The organism is Paenibacillus sp. FSL H8-0260 (assembly GCF_045040625.1).
Classification (GTDB): domain Bacteria; phylum Bacillota; class Bacilli; order Paenibacillales; family Paenibacillaceae; genus Paenibacillus_AQ; species Paenibacillus_AQ odorifer.
In genome coordinates, this window is record NZ_CP150298.1 from 3,449,124 (window position 1) to 3,464,894 (window position 15,771).

Below are 15,771 nucleotides of genomic sequence, written 5' to 3' on the forward strand. Positions count from 1 at the left end.
CGAGTGTTAATGGATAAGATCAAAATTGGCGTAATAGGAACGGGCTCTATCTCCGGCATGCACTTAAGTGCTTATCGGAATAATCCGCAGACAACCATATATGCGGTATGTGATCTGAATGAAGAACGTGCACGCGAAGTGGCTACAGAATATAACGTCGAGAAAGTATACACGGATTACCGTGAATTACTGGCCAATTCCGAAATAGATGCAGTAAGCATCTGCACATGGAACAACTCTCATGCCGAGATCAGCATCGCGGCGCTTGAGGCAGGCAAGCATGTGCTTGTGGAAAAGCCGCTTTGCCGTACGGTTGAAGAAGCGCTTCAGGTACAGCAAGCAGTGGAAAAGAGCGGCAAGATTTTGCAAGTAGGCTTTGTACGACGTTATGACTCCAATGCCCAGCTCCTTCAGACGTTGGTGGAACAAGGAGAATTCGGCGAAATCTATTATGCAAAAGCAACGACGTTCCGGAGACTAGGCAATCCCGGCGGCTGGTTCAGTGATATTGAACGCTCCGGCGGCGGACCGCTGATCGATATTGGTGTCCATGTGATTGATCTATGCTGGTATTTGATGGGCCGTCCGAATCCAGTATCGGTAAGTGCTAACACCTACCGGAAGCTCGGCAATCGTTCTAATATTAAGAATCTCTCATTCTATAAAGCCGCCGATTACGACGCAGCGAACAATACGGTGGAAGATTTAGCAAATGCACTGATTCGCTTTGAGAATGGAGCTTCGCTGATGGTCGATGTCAGCTTTACACTGCATGCCAAAGAAGACGAGCGTTCAGTACGCCTGTACGGTGACAAGGGTGGTTTTGAAATTGATCCTGAGATAGTCCTTGTTAAAGAACAGGCGGATACGATCGTCAATACCTATCCGCAGACCGATAATAAGGGGTTTGAGTTCAACAGTGCATTCCAGAATGAAATTAATCATTTTGCGAGCAACATCAGTACCGGCTCTACACCGATTAGTCCTGTGCAAGACGGCGTTACAATTATGAAGATACTCGGCGCGATCTATGAATCCGCAGCCAAAGGTGAAGAGGTGAAACTATGAAGTTAGGAATCAGCACTTACAGTCTGCATTCAGCTTTTTCGACGGGTGAGCTCACGCTTGAAGGTGTCATTGAGACGATCGCCGATCTGGGCGCAGAACATGCGGAGATTGTTCCCTTAGGTATTAATCTGGTTGAAAATCCTGAGCTAATAGATCAGATTGTACGAACAGCAGCGGGTCGTGGACTAGAGTTATCCAATTATGCTATCGGGGCGAACTTTGCCGGGCTGGAGACAGCGGAAATGCAGCGGGAAGTCGAGCGGGTAAAGCGGGAAGTAGACGTGTGCGCGGCATTAGGCATTCAGCGGATGCGGCATGATGTAGCCTCCTCAAACGATCTATCCATCAAGCATTTTTTGGAAGAGCTTCCACGTTTGGCTGAAGCCTGCCGAGAAATTGCCGATTATGCCGCAGGTTTAGGCATTACGACCAGTGTGGAGAATCATGGATACTTTATTCAGCACAGCGATCGTGTACAGGCGCTGGTTCATGCGGTGGGTAGAGACAACTTCCGTACAACACTCGACATTGGGAACTTCCTGTGCGCAGATGAGAACCCGCTAATAGCTGTACCTAACAACATCAAGCTTGCTTCAATGGTGCATTTCAAAGATTTCTATATTCGTCCGCAAGACCGCCAGCCTGGCGAAGGTTGGTTCCAATCCTCCGGTGGAAACTGGTTGAGAGGTGCCATCGTTGGTCAAGGAGACATCGATATGCCGAGTGTAATTCGAATCGTTAAGGAAAGCGGTTACGATGGATATATCTCTGTAGAATTTGAGGGAATGGAAGAGTGCCGTAAGGGAACAAGACTGGGGCTGGAATATATCAAGCGGGTTTGGAACCAAATCTAATTCATTATACTGGAGGATTATGCCATGGTTAAACCAATTATTACTAATAAAATCGGTGTTATCGTAGACAGCTTTCAGGTTGGAGTGAAAGAGGGATTGCGCAAGGCAAAAGAAGCTGGGGCAGATGGAGTTCAGATTTATGCGGTACAAGGCGAATTTGATCCCGCTACTCTCTCTCAGTCAGCACGCCGTGAATGGAAGGATTACATTGCATCGCTGGGTTTAGAAATCTCTGCCCTCGTTGGAGATTTAGGCGGACATGGCTTTCAGGACCCTGCCCAGAACCGTGCCAAAATTGAAAAGTCCAAGCGCATTATGGAGCTGGCCAAGGAGCTAGGTACAGATATCGTAACTACACATATCGGTATTGTTCCCTCTAATCCAGCCAGTAAAATCTATGAAACCATGCACATTGCGTGTGAGGAACTTAGCAGATATGCACATGAGATGAATTCTTATTTTGCGATTGAGACTGGGCCAGAACCCGCAGCACGTCTGAAGACGTTCCTCGACGGTCTGGGTTCCAGAGGGGTTTCCGTTAATTTTGATCCGGCCAATATGGTCATGGTGACTGGTGATGATCCGGTGCAAGGTGTTCATACTCTAAAAGACTACATTGTACACACCCATGCTAAAGATGGTCTCAAGCTTGCCGATATCGATCCACGCGATGTTTACGGTCAATATGGTTATGAAGCACCAGCATTAGACCATGAGAAAATCGCTGAAATGGCCGAGACCGGCTCGGCATTCCGTGAAGTTCCGCTCGGAGCGGGTTCTGTTGATTGGAACAACTATCTGCAAGCACTGAACGACATCGGTTATACAGGATTCCTGACCATAGAACGGGAAGTTGGCACTAATCCGGAGGAAGATATCCGCCAGGCTGTGAATTTTTTAAAGGGTTTTCGGGTCTGAACACGGTAGTGATAAAGAATAAATAGTTCATCCAAACAGTCCCTGTGAAAAAAGATCCTACATCCATTGGGACTGTTTGTGTTATAGAGTGTGCGGGAAAGACCTAGGACGGTAATGTTCTGAATTTGGAAAGAAGGTGTGACGATGACAGCAGAACGTTTGCTCCTCCGCCGGGCGAAAGTCCTGAATGGAGCGGAAGTGGACATTGTCATAGCTGATGGCAACGTAGTCCAGATTGTTCCCGGTGGCACCGCCGAAGACCATGGTTTCAAGGTCGTGGAAGCCAATGGGGCGCATGTCTCTAGCGGCTGGGTAGACTTGCATGTACATGCGTTTGCAGAATTGAATCCGTATGGAGACGAGATCGATGAAATCGGAATCAAATGTGGTGTGACTACGCTCGTGGACGCAGGTAGCTGCGGAGCGGAGCGTATTGGTGAGCTGGCAGAGGCGGGGAAAAAGTCAGCAACGCAACTGCTTGCTTTTCTTAACATTTCAAAGATTGGCCTGATGCGAATTGACGAGTTGTCCCAATTAGAGTGGATTGATCATGAAAAGGTGCTTCAGGCGGTAGTTGCTTATCCTGAATTTATCGTAGGCTTGAAGGCCAGAATCAGCAAAAGCGTAGTGGGTGACAATGGCATTCAACCGCTTCAACATGCACTGGAGCTTTCGGAAAAGACCGGGCTGCCACTGATGGTACATATAGGCTCCGCACCGCCGGATATCCGTGAGGTTTTACCGCTACTTCAACGCAACGACGTGATAACCCATTATCTAAATGGCAAAAGCAACAATTTGTTCGATAAGGAGAATCTACCGCTCCAGGTGCTGAGAGATGCTATTGAGCGTGGAGTTCACTTGGATGTGGGACATGGTACGGCTAGCTTCTCGTTCGCTGTGGCCGAGGCGGCCAAACAAAACGGTATTGATCCGGATACGATCAGCACAGACATATACAGAGGCAACCGTATGAATGGTCCCGTCTACTCCATGGCGAATCTGTTGAACAAATTCCTTGCACTGGGATATTCCCTTGAAGATACAATTGCACGGGTGACGAGTAGAGCAGCTCAGTGGCTGGGACGCCCGGAACTTGGGGAGATTCGGATCAACAACAAGGCGAATCTGACCCTTTTTCGTGTGACGGATGAGAAGATTGAGCTGGTAGATTCTGAGGGGGAAAGCCGGGTAGCGCAGCAAACCATTCAAGCAATAGGAGTGATCATAGGTGACAAATACATGGAATGCGAAATACGGCCTGAAAAGAGTTATTAATGCAAGCGGCCGGATGAGCATCCTCGGGGTATCGGCACCGACCGATACGGTGATGGAAGCTATGCGTCAAGGCGGACAGAGTTATGTGGAAATCGCCGATTTGGTGGATAAAGCGGGGGATTATGTTGCACGTCATACAGGTTCTGAAGCAGCGGTGATCGTGAACTCGGCTTCCAGTGGAATTGCTTTATCCGTGGCGGCGCTGGTAACCCGCGGTAATATTCGTACAAGTCTACGGCTCCATCAGGATAGCATTTTTAGAAATGAAATTGTAATGCTAAAAGGTCATAACGTACAATACGGTGCACCAGTGGAAACCATGGTTTATCTCGGCGGCGGTAAAGTAGTGGAAGCAGGTTATGCCAATGAAGGACGGGCGGAGCATTTGGCTGCTGCGATCTCGGATCAGACTGCGGCTATCTTGTATGTCAAATCTCATCATGCCGTTCAGAAGAATATGATCTCTGTAGAGGAAGCTTGGGCTGTGGCCCAAACTCATAACGTCCCGCTTATTGTAGATGCTGCAGCGGAAGAGGATCTGCAGAAATACGTGCAAATATCCGATCTGGTCATTTATAGTGGCTCCAAAGCCATAGAAGGTCCAACATCCGGACTTGTGGCGGGAAAACGTATTTATATTGAATGGCTGAAAGTGCAGCTTCACGGCATTGGACGCAGCATGAAGGTTGGTAAGGAAACATCCTTCGGCCTGATGCAAGCGTTGGATGAATATGCTCACAAACAGGATACAAGCGAAAAGGAAAAAGCTACGCTCCAATTGCTGATGCCGCTCGACGGGCTTCCCGGAATTCGGGTAACTATCGTGCAGGATGAAGCAGGCCGGGCGATTTACCGTGGACGCATCCATGTGGACCCGAATCAGTGCGCAATAACAGCACTTGAGCTATCCCAGCAGCTTCAACAAGGTGAAGTGGCTATTTACACTAGAGACTATGGGGTAAGGCAAGGTTATTTTGATATTGACCCGCGTCCGCTAATGGGTGATGACATAGAAATGATTACAGCGAGGATAAGGGAATTGACAGGAGGGGCAAGCAATGTCTGAAATTAACAAGCGGTTCTATAAAGGTCGGGTGGCCTTAAACGTATTGGCTAAGGATATAGAAAATGCCAAAGAGGTATTTGCTGCTGCCGAAGGTTATGTACTGGTCGGTGTATTGTCCAAAGACTATGCAACGGTAGAAGAAGCTGTGCAAGCGATGGAGGCATATGGGCGGGAAATTGACGGTGCGGTATCAATAGGACTAGGTGCGGGTGATAATCGGCAAGCTGCTGTTGTTGCAGAGATTGTCAAATCCTATGCTGGCAACCACATTAATCAGGTATTCCCAGCAGTTGGTGCGACCCGTGCTAACCTTGGAGCGAAAGATAGTTGGATTAACAGCATGATCGCACCAACGGGACAACCTGGTTTTGTGAATATCTCCACCGGCCCGGCCAGTGCGGCACAATCTGTACCCGCTGTAATTCCCGTAAATGCAGCCATTGCATTGGTTCGGGATATGGGCGGAAATGCTTTAAAGTATTTTCCGATGCAGGGGCTGAGCCGTAAAGCGGAGCTAATCGCTGTGGCCAAAGCCTGTGCGGAAGAGGGTTTTGCGCTGGAGCCGACCGGCGGTATCGATCTGGACAACTTTGAAGAGATCTTGTCCATTATATTGGAAGCAGGAGTGCCGCAGGTGATTCCCCATGTCTATACATCGATCATCGATCCGCAGAGCGGAGCAACGAGAGTGGCGGATATACAACAGCTGTATCGGACGATGAAAAAGCTGGCGGATCAATATGCCTAAACATATCGCCGCTTTTGGTGAAATAATGATGCGGCTACAGGTACCGGGCTTTGAACTGTTATCTCAGGGTAACCTGCTGAAGTATTCGTTCTCCGGCACCGGAGTCAATGTACTGTCCGCATTATCCCGATACGGACATCGGGGGACTTTGGTGTCCAGACTGCCTGCGAATCCTATTGGTGACGCAGCAACAGCCTATCTTCGGCGACTGGGCATCCAGCCGGAGCATATCCAGCGTGGGGGCTCAAGTATAGGGATGTACTTTCTTGAAAACGGATTCGGGGCTCGCCCCTCCCGAGTGACTTATTCCGGTCGCCCGGAGAGCAGCTTCAATACTGCTCCTCCGGGTACTTATCCATTCGCAGAGCTGGCAGACCTCGCGGATGCTGTTCATTTCTGCGGGATAACACTGGCAATGAACGACGATGTGCGAAAAGCGATGAAAACATATGCGGAAACGGTTAAGCAACACGGTGGCCTAGTCGTTTTTGACTGCAATTACCGCCCATCGCTCTGGGGGGAGAGAGGCTATGAGCTGGCGCGCTCCCATTACGAAGACATGCTGCATTTGGCCGACATCGTGCTGATGAATGAAAAAGACGCAATGCTAATCCTTGGTATGAAGCCCGAAGGAACTTCAAGAGAAGAACAACTTCAGGAGCTGATTCCCACAGTAGCTTCACGCTACAGTCTAAGTACGGTAGCAGGAACGCATCGGTCCATCCATGATGATAACCACCACTCGTTGCGCGGTTATATCTTCAAAGCCGGTTGCTTCGCTTATTCCGAGACCTTAACCTTTCCGGTGCTTGATAGAGTCGGGGCTGGAGATGCATATGCCAGTGGTATAATTCATGGTGAGCTGGAAGGTTTTGATCCTCAGCATTCTGTAGCCTTTGCGGCCACGGCCGGTATGCTAGCCCACACAGTAGAAGGAGATTCTCCGCTGGCCTCCGAGCAAGAAGTTGTTGGTGTACTGACGGGTGCTGTAAGAGATATATTGAGATAAAGAAGAAGCTGCCTTACAGGAGAACAGGCCTGTGCGGTGGCTTTTTTTATCGCTATAAACACTGTACTTTTGTTCAGGCCAAGAATCAGATCCAATGGTTACAGGCTAGATTTGGCTTAATTAGATCTTTTTAAATAGGTGTAAAATCTCATTTTTTGCAACTTTATCCTCTATCCGGCGTCAAAGAAGAGAGAATAAGAAGGGAGAGCCTATATGAAAAAGTTAAATCTACTAGCCCTTTTAGCAGTTATTTCAATAATCTTTGTTGGATGTACCAATACAGGGAATAAAGATAAAGGGAATCAAACGCTAATCGATCTGAGTTCTGTGGACTCCATTACAATCCATAATGATAGCGGCGGATTAATAACCATAACGGACCAAAAGCTAATAGAACGTTTCAATAAAGCTATACATACTGCTGAGTATGACAACGCGAAGCTTGATATTGCAGCACCTGATTATGAGGCTATTGTTGAATTGAAGAATAAAGAAAACGAAAAATTCTCATTCTGGATTATGGGCAATAATAATGGTCTTTTCACCAAATCAGGAGTAAATGGGCATTACAAGTTATCTGAAACGGATAAGGCTGCTTTGCTTAACTTATTTCAATCAAATGATCAGCATGTAGAATCCGATAATCTAAAGATAGATGAGACCATCAAGCGAATCACATTAGCAAACGCTCTAGCACATGGTTCAGTGAATGCAAACATAAAGGATGAATATACAGATCATGAAACCATAGATACTTTCGTCCGAGCCATCCGTACCGCTGAACAAATACCAGGAAATTTAAATACCGCAACGCCTAACTACGATATCGTTCTAATTTCAGATAATAATAAATATGCCTTTCATTTATGGATTAACGAGACAAGCGAGCAAGGCATGTTAATGAATGTGAACAAAACGGATACAGGCTACACACTTACTAACGAATCAACTGCCAAGTTAAAAAAGATTCTGTTCTCGGAAGCAAAATTTAATGGTTTGGAGTTTAATACAGAACGGAACTCTATTGGAGATCTGGTGGCCAAACCGATTGGCCTATCCGAAAATAACTATCTATTAAACGGTGGAGAAGTAGTTGAACTGCAAGGAATCGCTTATCATACCATTCATCTTTTCTATGGCGACCATAATGCTGTCAACGCTTTGTTAGCCCATGATCCTGCTTCGGATGAGGTAAAGGTGAAATGGAGCGACGAGCTCAACGATTCCAATAATCGATGGAATAATGCTTTTATGAGCAACTATAATATGCTAATCCCGCTGGATGAGGATCATCTATTATTTCTGGAATCGGATGTGACGAAAAAAGCTGGGCAATATCATTTGTCCTCATATAATGTTCTTACAGGAAAGATTGAACGACTTCGGGAAAACTTCTGGCCGCTTTCTGATGATTATGATTACATTTATAAATTTCAATGGAAAGCTGATGAGCAAAAATTGTTTATGCAGAGTTATCTCGGCAATGTATGGATCTTTGATCTGAAAACAGGAAAGGACGATGTCCATCTTCTGAAATATCGCGTAATCCCACATTCGACGACCGGGGCGCCATCCCTGTTCCTCTCACCAACTTTTAAAAGATTTGTACATGATGATGAGAGCGGCGAATTAACCTTTTACGATAATAAAGGAGTTTCTCTTCGTACTGTTCCGTTACCACTAGAGCAATATGTGCCTTCTGAGAAAATAAAGTGGAACCCGGCGGGCACGATTGCCTGGATGGATACAGCAGAAGTCAACGAAAACCGAATTCTTGACATCGATATCGATTATCTGAAAATAGCTGCACAAAAAATTAATTTTTATAATCAGGATGGTCTTTCCATCGGCTCCATTAAGACTGAAGGCAACCATGAAGATACAGCTATTGAAGTTGTGGGGTGGATGGACGCTAATGTAGCCGTGATAAAATCCTATACTGTAGAACTTATACACAAGGATAATGTAGGGCTTAATGTTAAGGATGTTTCTTATTATCTCTATGATGTAAAAAAGAAGCAGAAGGGGGCAAGCTTTTCGTCCATCCCTTCCCGTGCTACCGTTACTACAGATCTTCGAATGGGCGATGCCGATAATACGGGAAAAATCACTGTGAGTTTTAAAGAAATCACTTATAAAAAAGAAAAATAAATAAGCCTCGGGAGTTCACCGTAACGATCACACAAGATCATTGGGGAAGCTTTCCGAGGCTTCTTTTTATATTTAAAAGACAAATATTTAAGAATTCTCGAATTCTATATTTGTCCCGCTGTAGAACGGACGGAGGACAGCAGGTCTAGCCGGAAGCCTTGTACTAGAGTGTCACCGTTCATAAGATCGGTCTCATACGCACGATTAAAGCCTAAGCGCTGGTACAGTTTGATGGCTGAAGACATCATTTCCGAGGTGTGCAGGTTCAAGGTGGTGGCACCCAACTGTAGTGATCTCCGTGCAGCATCGCGAATCAGAAGGGTTGCAACGCCAAGACCACGAGCGGATGGAGATACGGCTAGCAGACGTAGGATAGGGGAGTGAATCCCTAGCTCCGGTTTCCCGTAAGCCGTTTCCGAGGAGCTGAACAAGAGTGCGCTACCAACGATTTTCTTGTCGATTTCAGCGATGATCCGTACGAGCGGGGTATCACCATGAACGGAATCAAGAAGCGATTTCCGATACTCCAGCCACAACGGCTCAGGCATGATCTCCGAATATTGGTGGTATGCATCTAACAGCACTTTGGCGATAGCATTACGATCTTTATTCTCAGCTTCACGGATAATGATCTTTTGTGACATGTTTTCGCTATCCCCTTTCAGACAAATGTAATGTTCATTCGAATGAAATTATTATATATGATAATTCCCAGTGGAATAAGAGGTGTTTTATAATTCTGATATAGGAATAGAAAAGTTCTATATGAAATAAACATAACGTTTGATTCAAAATCCGATTGATTTACATGGAATTAATTGTTGACAAAAAATAGGGTGATGACTAAGATATAAACAAAATCTATAGGAAAGCATCGCTATAATTCATTGTTTTTTCATCGGAATAGTAAAATTAATAAAAGCATAGGGGGATTAGGGATGAACATTGAAAATATTGAGGCCTTTGTCTACATCAATCATTATGGAAGCTTCAATAAAGCGGCCGAAGTCCTATATATCTCACAGCCGACAGTAACGGCCCGGATTCAATCGCTAGAAAGGGAACTGGATTGCAAAGTGTTTGATCGGTTGGGGAAGCAGATTAACCTGACGGATAAAGGTAAACAGTTTCTACCCTATGCCCAGCAGATTCTCCAGATTTATCAGAACGGAAAATATCAGGTTCAGGCTAAGGGGCACATTCCAAATGAACTGAGAATCGGCAGTACGGTCTCGGTTTCCAATTATTTAATGCCCCATCTGATGCTTCATTTAAAGCGCAGATATCCTCATATCACAATCAAGCTGATGACAGCTTCTACGGAAGTATTGACTGAAAAGTTAAAATCGAAGGAGCTTGATTTGGCTTTTATTCGTAAGGTCGTAAATCCGGCAATTCAAACCTTTCCATTCTGCGAGGACCCCATCTCACTGTATGTACATGAGGGACACCGCTTTGCTGAAGCACAGCGGGCTTCACTGGAGGATATCCGCCAGGAGACGTTGGTTTTTTTTGAATGCGGATCTTTGGATTGGATGCGGCTGCATCGTGTATTTGAGAGTATGGAACAGCCACCGAAGATTGAATATCAGGTAGATAACCTGGAGACAGCCAAAAAGCTGGTATTGAAAAAAGCAGGCATCTGTTTCCTTCCCGCCCTCAGTGTGCAGGAGGAAGTGGCGGTTGGGTCGCTGATCCGGGTGGATATTGCGGAGACGGAAGGCATCTCCTTACGAACCAGCCTGATTTCGCTAAATGGAGAGAACGCAGAATTCATCAAAACCCTGCTAGAACTGGGGATTGGTAAAGTGGGAGATCGACTAATTGTATAGATGTATTAAAAAACTCTATTAGCGCATGGACACATGCAGTGATAAAGTTAATTGCATATAATCACGACTATTTCGATAGGGATTATAAAGTTAATTTTCGAAAGGCTGGAGGGCATGTGATGAGTGAGGTATACAGGCTGGCAGAACTGAAGGATGCGGAGCAATTGCTAGATGTTACATATCGTGCCTATCAGCTGATTCGTGAACTCGGACTGCATTGGCCGGCGGCCACAGCCGACTTGGCGCTTATTGAAGACAATATAGCTACGAATGAGTGTTATGTGCTTGAAGTTGACAGAACGATAGTTGCGACCATAACCCATTCAAAAGAAGAAGAGATTAAGAAGATTAGCCCATTGCCTTTTATCAAATGGTTTGCTGCCCATCCAGATTACAGTAACAGAGGTTATGGTGGAAAACTTTTGGATTGGGTGGAAGAGAACATTATTGCTGGTCAGTTAGGTTCGGCTGCAGTCACGCTGGCAACGGCGAAGAAACATCCGTGGTTGGTTCAAATGTATGAACGCCGGGGGTACGAACGGTTTTTAGAACTGGATCAGCAGAACGGTGACGGCATTATGTATCTGATGAAAAAAACACTTACAGACAAACCACAGTTCATACAAAGGGGATAAAACAATGAAAAAGTCCATTTTACTAGTATTTGCATCGGTATTGACACTGGCGATTGCCGGCTGCGGAAACAACAGTAACAGCGCTAGCAGCAATCAGAATGGAAATGCAGCAGAAGCTGCGGCACCGGCAAAGGATTCGGCAAAGGTAACTAAGATCATTGTGGGCACGGGTACTGCTTTTCCGAAAGTCTGCTTCATAGATGAGAACGGCAAACTCACCGGATTTGATGTGGAACTGCTCAAAGAAATCGATAAGCAGCTGCCAGAATATGAATTCGAATTTCAAACCATGGATTTCAGCAATCTGCTGCTGAGCCTGGAAACCAAAAAAATCGATTTGGTCGCCCATGTCATGGAGAAAAATCCGGAACGGGAGCTGAAATACTCTTTTAACAAAGAAGCCTATGCCCACTGGAGAAACCGCATTGTAGTGGCAAAGGATAATAATTCAATCCAATCGCTTGATGATCTCAAAGGGAAAAAGGTGCTTGTAGGTGCAACGAGTGCACAAGCACAAATACTCGAGAACTACAATAAAGAGAATGACAATGCGATTGATATCGTGTATCAGAATGGTGCAGCGAATGATACCGTCGCACAGATTAGTACTGGGCGTGTGGACGCTACGCTGGCTGCAGATTTTGTCCTGCCGATCATTGATCCGCAGAGTCAGCTAAAAGCAACGGGCGACGAGCTATCCTCCGCGGACATTCTCTATGTTTTCCGTAAGGATGATGCCGATTCACAAAATCTGTCAGATGCGATTGACAGTGCGATTAAAGAGCTGAAGACAGACGGCACACTAGGCAAGCTTAGTACGGAATGGTTGGGTGCGGATGTTACAGCGGATTCGGTGAAATGATTGAGCCGGTGAGCACGGGAAGGGGGGGGAATATATGGGCGCACAGTTTGATATCAGCTTTGTATTTTCGTTTTTGCCTAAGTTACTAGGGACTTTAAGCACCACGCTTCTGATTGTCGCCTGTTCTCTACTGACAGGAATTCTTGTCGGCTTTCTCGTAGCTCTGCCAAGACTTTATAAAGTGCCTGTGTTAAAAACCATCTCCGAAATCTATATTTCTTTTTTTCGGGGAACTCCGATTCTTATCCAGCTCTTCTTGTTTTATTATGGTCTGCCCGAAATTATGAAGCTGGTTCATGTCGATATGACCCGGACTCCGGTGCTTGTTTTTGTGATTCTTACTTACGGGCTGCATACGGGGGCATACATGTCCGAAATGATCCGGGCTTCTGTAATGGCGGTGGATAAGGGGCAGGTAGAGGCTGCTTATGCTACAGGGATGACGGGGTTTCAAGCCTTTACGCGAATCGTGCTGCCGCAGGCGCTCGGAATCGCAGTTCCGGTATTCTCCAATCTGGTGATTGCTCTACTGAAAGATACGTCATTGGCCTTTACTCTTGGGGTGATGGAAATGTCAGGTAAAGCACAGACGCTAGGCAGCTTAACTCAGCACTTTATTGAAACGTATATCGCGCTTGCGCTAATCTATCTGGTCATCAGCTTTACAATCGAGAAACTGCTGCTTATAGCAGAACGCCGGCTGCTGCGGCATGAGAAACGGAATACACCGGAGAAAAAAACGTTCAAAATCAACAAAAGCTGGTCCTACCGCCGCATCATTGCTGAACTTGGACCGGGTAAAGGAGGTAGCGGATTATGAAGCTGGACCCATCTTTTATCTGGACTGCTCTGGTGCAAATTTTAAGTGCAATTCCTGTGACCTTATCTATTACTGCTGTCTCAGTACTCATTGGATTTGTGATTGGTGTGGCTGTAGCGTTGATCCGGATATACAGAATTCCGCTGCTGTATCCGCTGGCTGTCGGTTATGTTACGTTCATCCGCGGGACACCCATGCTGACGCATCTTTTGCTTATCTATTTTGGACTTCCCGTGTTAATCGATGGTCTGGCAGTGCAGTTCGGCTGGAGCTTCAGGTCGGTAGCCATTCCGATGATCGGTTTTGCCTATATTTCGTTCTCGATTACAGCGGGAGCCTATATGTCCGAGGTTGTCCGTTCCGGTCTGCTTGCTGTGGATCGCGGTCAGCTGGAAGCTGCCCATTCTATCGGAATGACCACACCCCAGGCACTGCGGCGGATTGTTTTTCCTCAGGCGCTGGCGGCGAGTCTGCCTAATCTGTCAAATTCGGTAATTGGTATGCTGCATGGATCTACCCTTGCTTTTACCGTTTCGGTGGTGGATATCAATGCTAAGGCGCAAATTGTAGCTTCAACGAACTGGAAGTTTTTTGAGGCTTATCTGGCGGCAGCACTGATTTTCTGGGGACTTACGTTCCTAATCGAACGCGTGACGTCGCTGATTGAAAAAAGAATTAATCTGTACAATCGAGGTGGAGTAGCATGATCAAGCTTGCGCAAATTTCGAAGTCATTTGGTCGGAATCAGGTGCTCAATAATATAGATTTAACGGTGACGAAGGGTGAAGTTGTCGTCATTCTCGGTCCCAGCGGCTCAGGCAAAACGACACTTTTACGCTGTGTGAATTATCTGGAGAAGCCAAGCAGCGGAGAGATCGCCATCGGCGATTTCAAAGTGAACTGCAAACATCCCCGCAAAAAGGAGATTCATCTGCTCCGGCAAAAAACGGCAATGGTGTTCCAGCAGTACAATTTATTCCGCCATAAAACCGCGCTGGAGAACGTGATGGAGGGACTGCTGATTGTCAAAAAGCTTCCGAAGGACGAAGCGAAAAATCGGAGTATTGCCCTGCTTGAAAAGGTTGGTCTTGGCAGCAAGCTGGACGCCTATCCAAGTCAGCTGTCCGGAGGCCAGCAGCAGCGGGTTGGCATTGCCCGTGCCTTGGCGCTCGAGCCGGAGGTTATATTGTTCGACGAACCCACATCGGCGTTGGACCCAGAGTTAGTGGGTGAGGTGCTGGCCGTCATCCGTAAAATTGCCAAGGAAGGCATCACAATGATTGTGGTGACTCATGAAATGGGCTTTGCTCGCGATGTGGCGAATCATGTGGTTTTTATGGACGGAGGCGTCATTGTTGAAGAAGGGACTCCGGCAGAGCTGTTTAACCATCCGCGCGAAGAAAGAACGAAGCAGTTCCTGAAGCGGATCACACCTGAATTTAACTATTCCATATAGGAGGAAAAACAATGGCTATTACAATCAGCGTACTTGATCAAAGTCCGATCTATCCGGGAGAAACGCCGGAGGAAGCATTCCAGCATACGATCAAGCTGGCACAATTGTCCGAAGAGCTTGGATTCCACCGGTTCTGGGTTTCGGAGCATCATGACTCCGAGCAGGTAGCCGGCTCTTCCCCGGAAGTACTTATCTCACATCTTCTGGCTAAAACAGAGCGAATCCGCATTGGCTCCGGTGGCATCATGCTCCAGCATTACAGCCCGTATAAGGTAGCGGAGAACTTCAATGTGCTGTCTACACTGGCTCCTGGACGAGTGGATCTCGGTGTGGGACGTGCTCCCGGTGGACTCCCACGTAGCACACAGGCACTACAGCAGGGAAAAGCTGAAACCCCAGACCTGACGGACAAAATCATCGAGCTGGAAAAGTATGTACATAACCGCCTCGAAGAAAACCATCCGCTGGCAGGGTTGAAGGCAGGTCCCCTTCCTGGTATTCCTCCTGAGTTGTATGTCCTTGGCGCGAGTGTAAGCAGCGCGGAAATTGCCGCTGAACTGGGGTTACCCTACGTATTCTCCCTGTTTATTAACAGCGATAAGGCGGTAGCGCTGGATGCCATTCGTGCTTACCGCAGCGGTTTCGCTTCTTCACAGGGCAGACAACCGCAAGCCATTATCGCTTTAGCGTTAGTGGTGGCTGAGACTGAAGAGGGAGCGAAAGAACTGGCAGGTGCGCATAAGCTGATCCGGATTCAACTGGCGAGCGGGAAGAAGCTGACAGTAGGGACCTTGGAACAGGCGGAGGAATTTGCCCGCCAGAGCAATGAAGCCTACACGATTGAAGAGCTGGAACCGGAGATTACCAAGGGAACAAAATCATCTGTCCGTGAACAGTTGTTGGAACTTTCAGAGGCATCCGGTGTCGAGGAGTTCATCATAACGACGAATGTACAGCCCTTTGACAAACGGCTCCGATCCTTTGAGCTACTGAGCGAAGCAATCGCTGAAGTGGCGGCAGAGGCATAAAGCGGGCGGGCTCGGTATCACACAGGAAATCGTGTAAAGGAGGGTG

The 15,771-nt window shown here is 46.8% G+C and carries 16 protein-coding genes; 15 read left to right on the plus strand and 1 reads right to left on the minus strand.

Annotation, left to right across the window (positions count from 1 at the left end; translation table 11 throughout):
- Positions 1-9 precede the first annotated feature (9 nt).
- The 8 genes from MHI51_RS15410 (at position 10) to MHI51_RS15445 (ending at position 9,092) form a co-directional block, all read left to right on the plus strand.
- On the plus strand, positions 10-1,068 hold the full coding sequence (locus tag MHI51_RS15410) for a Gfo/Idh/MocA family protein (RefSeq protein WP_076276545.1): 1,059 nt from the start codon (positions 10-12) through the stop codon (positions 1,066-1,068).
- Positions 1,065-1,922 carry a sugar phosphate isomerase/epimerase gene (locus tag MHI51_RS15415; protein ID WP_076218098.1) on the plus strand — a complete coding sequence of 286 codons (858 nt, stop codon included), beginning with the start codon at positions 1,065-1,067 and terminating at the stop codon, positions 1,920-1,922. Before MHI51_RS15410 ends, MHI51_RS15415 begins: the two co-directional genes overlap by 4 nt.
- A gap of 24 nt (positions 1,923-1,946) precedes the next feature.
- On the plus strand, positions 1,947-2,840 hold the full coding sequence (locus MHI51_RS15420) for a sugar phosphate isomerase/epimerase (protein WP_036677301.1): 894 nt from the start codon (positions 1,947-1,949) through the stop codon (positions 2,838-2,840).
- A 144-nt stretch (positions 2,841-2,984) separates the two neighbouring features.
- On the plus strand, positions 2,985-4,118 hold the full coding sequence (locus MHI51_RS15425) for an amidohydrolase/deacetylase family metallohydrolase (protein ID WP_076218096.1): 1,134 nt from the start codon (positions 2,985-2,987) through the stop codon (positions 4,116-4,118).
- 13 nt (positions 4,119-4,131) lie between these two features.
- On the plus strand, positions 4,132-5,184 hold the full coding sequence (locus MHI51_RS15430) for a DgaE family pyridoxal phosphate-dependent ammonia lyase (protein WP_370511604.1): 1,053 nt from the start codon (positions 4,132-4,134) through the stop codon (positions 5,182-5,184).
- Positions 5,177-5,932, plus strand: coding sequence for a 2-dehydro-3-deoxy-phosphogluconate aldolase (locus tag MHI51_RS15435; RefSeq protein WP_076218094.1), 756 nt, complete (start codon positions 5,177-5,179; stop codon positions 5,930-5,932). The genes MHI51_RS15430 and MHI51_RS15435 overlap by 8 nt, the downstream gene beginning before the upstream one ends.
- The gene (locus tag MHI51_RS15440) at positions 5,925-6,941 is read left to right on the plus strand and encodes a sugar kinase (protein ID WP_076218093.1); all 1,017 of its coding nucleotides are present in this window, start codon (positions 5,925-5,927) and stop codon (positions 6,939-6,941) included. Before MHI51_RS15435 ends, MHI51_RS15440 begins: the two co-directional genes overlap by 8 nt.
- A 213-nt stretch (positions 6,942-7,154) precedes the next feature.
- Positions 7,155-9,092, plus strand: a complete 1,938-nt coding sequence (locus MHI51_RS15445; RefSeq protein ID WP_405173077.1) for a hypothetical protein — start codon at positions 7,155-7,157, stop codon at positions 9,090-9,092.
- Positions 9,093-9,196: 104 nt separating this feature from the next.
- On the opposite strand, the gene MHI51_RS15450 is transcribed toward MHI51_RS15445, so the two are convergent.
- Positions 9,197-9,736 carry a GNAT family N-acetyltransferase gene (locus tag MHI51_RS15450; protein ID WP_076218978.1) on the minus strand — a complete coding sequence of 180 codons (540 nt, stop codon included), beginning with the start codon at positions 9,734-9,736 and terminating at the stop codon, positions 9,197-9,199.
- A gap of 294 nt (positions 9,737-10,030) precedes the next feature.
- On the opposite strand from MHI51_RS15450, the gene MHI51_RS15455 reads away from it, so the two are divergent.
- From MHI51_RS15455 to MHI51_RS15485, 7 genes are all read left to right on the plus strand, one after another.
- Positions 10,031-10,924 (plus strand): LysR family transcriptional regulator, encoded by an 894-nt coding sequence (locus tag MHI51_RS15455; protein WP_076276550.1) that lies wholly within the window; start codon positions 10,031-10,033, stop codon positions 10,922-10,924.
- Positions 10,925-11,043: 119 nt separating this feature from the next.
- Positions 11,044-11,559: a GNAT family N-acetyltransferase gene (locus tag MHI51_RS15460; protein ID WP_076218976.1), complete on the plus strand. Its 516-nt coding sequence runs from the start codon at positions 11,044-11,046 to the stop codon at positions 11,557-11,559.
- A 4-nt stretch (positions 11,560-11,563) separates the two neighbouring features.
- Positions 11,564-12,421 carry a transporter substrate-binding domain-containing protein gene (locus tag MHI51_RS15465; protein WP_076218975.1) on the plus strand — a complete coding sequence of 286 codons (858 nt, stop codon included), beginning with the start codon at positions 11,564-11,566 and terminating at the stop codon, positions 12,419-12,421.
- Between the two features lie 34 nt (positions 12,422-12,455).
- Positions 12,456-13,241 (plus strand): amino acid ABC transporter permease, encoded by a 786-nt coding sequence (locus MHI51_RS15470; protein WP_076218974.1) that lies wholly within the window; start codon positions 12,456-12,458, stop codon positions 13,239-13,241.
- The gene (locus tag MHI51_RS15475) at positions 13,238-13,948 is read left to right on the plus strand and encodes an amino acid ABC transporter permease (protein WP_076125553.1); all 711 of its coding nucleotides are present in this window, start codon (positions 13,238-13,240) and stop codon (positions 13,946-13,948) included. Before MHI51_RS15470 ends, MHI51_RS15475 begins: the two co-directional genes overlap by 4 nt.
- On the plus strand, positions 13,945-14,697 hold the full coding sequence (locus MHI51_RS15480; protein WP_076125552.1) for an amino acid ABC transporter ATP-binding protein: 753 nt from the start codon (positions 13,945-13,947) through the stop codon (positions 14,695-14,697). Before MHI51_RS15475 ends, MHI51_RS15480 begins: the two co-directional genes overlap by 4 nt.
- Positions 14,698-14,708: 11 nt before the next feature.
- The gene (locus tag MHI51_RS15485; protein WP_076125550.1) at positions 14,709-15,725 is read left to right on the plus strand and encodes an LLM class flavin-dependent oxidoreductase; all 1,017 of its coding nucleotides are present in this window, start codon (positions 14,709-14,711) and stop codon (positions 15,723-15,725) included.
- Positions 15,726-15,771 lie beyond the last annotated feature (46 nt).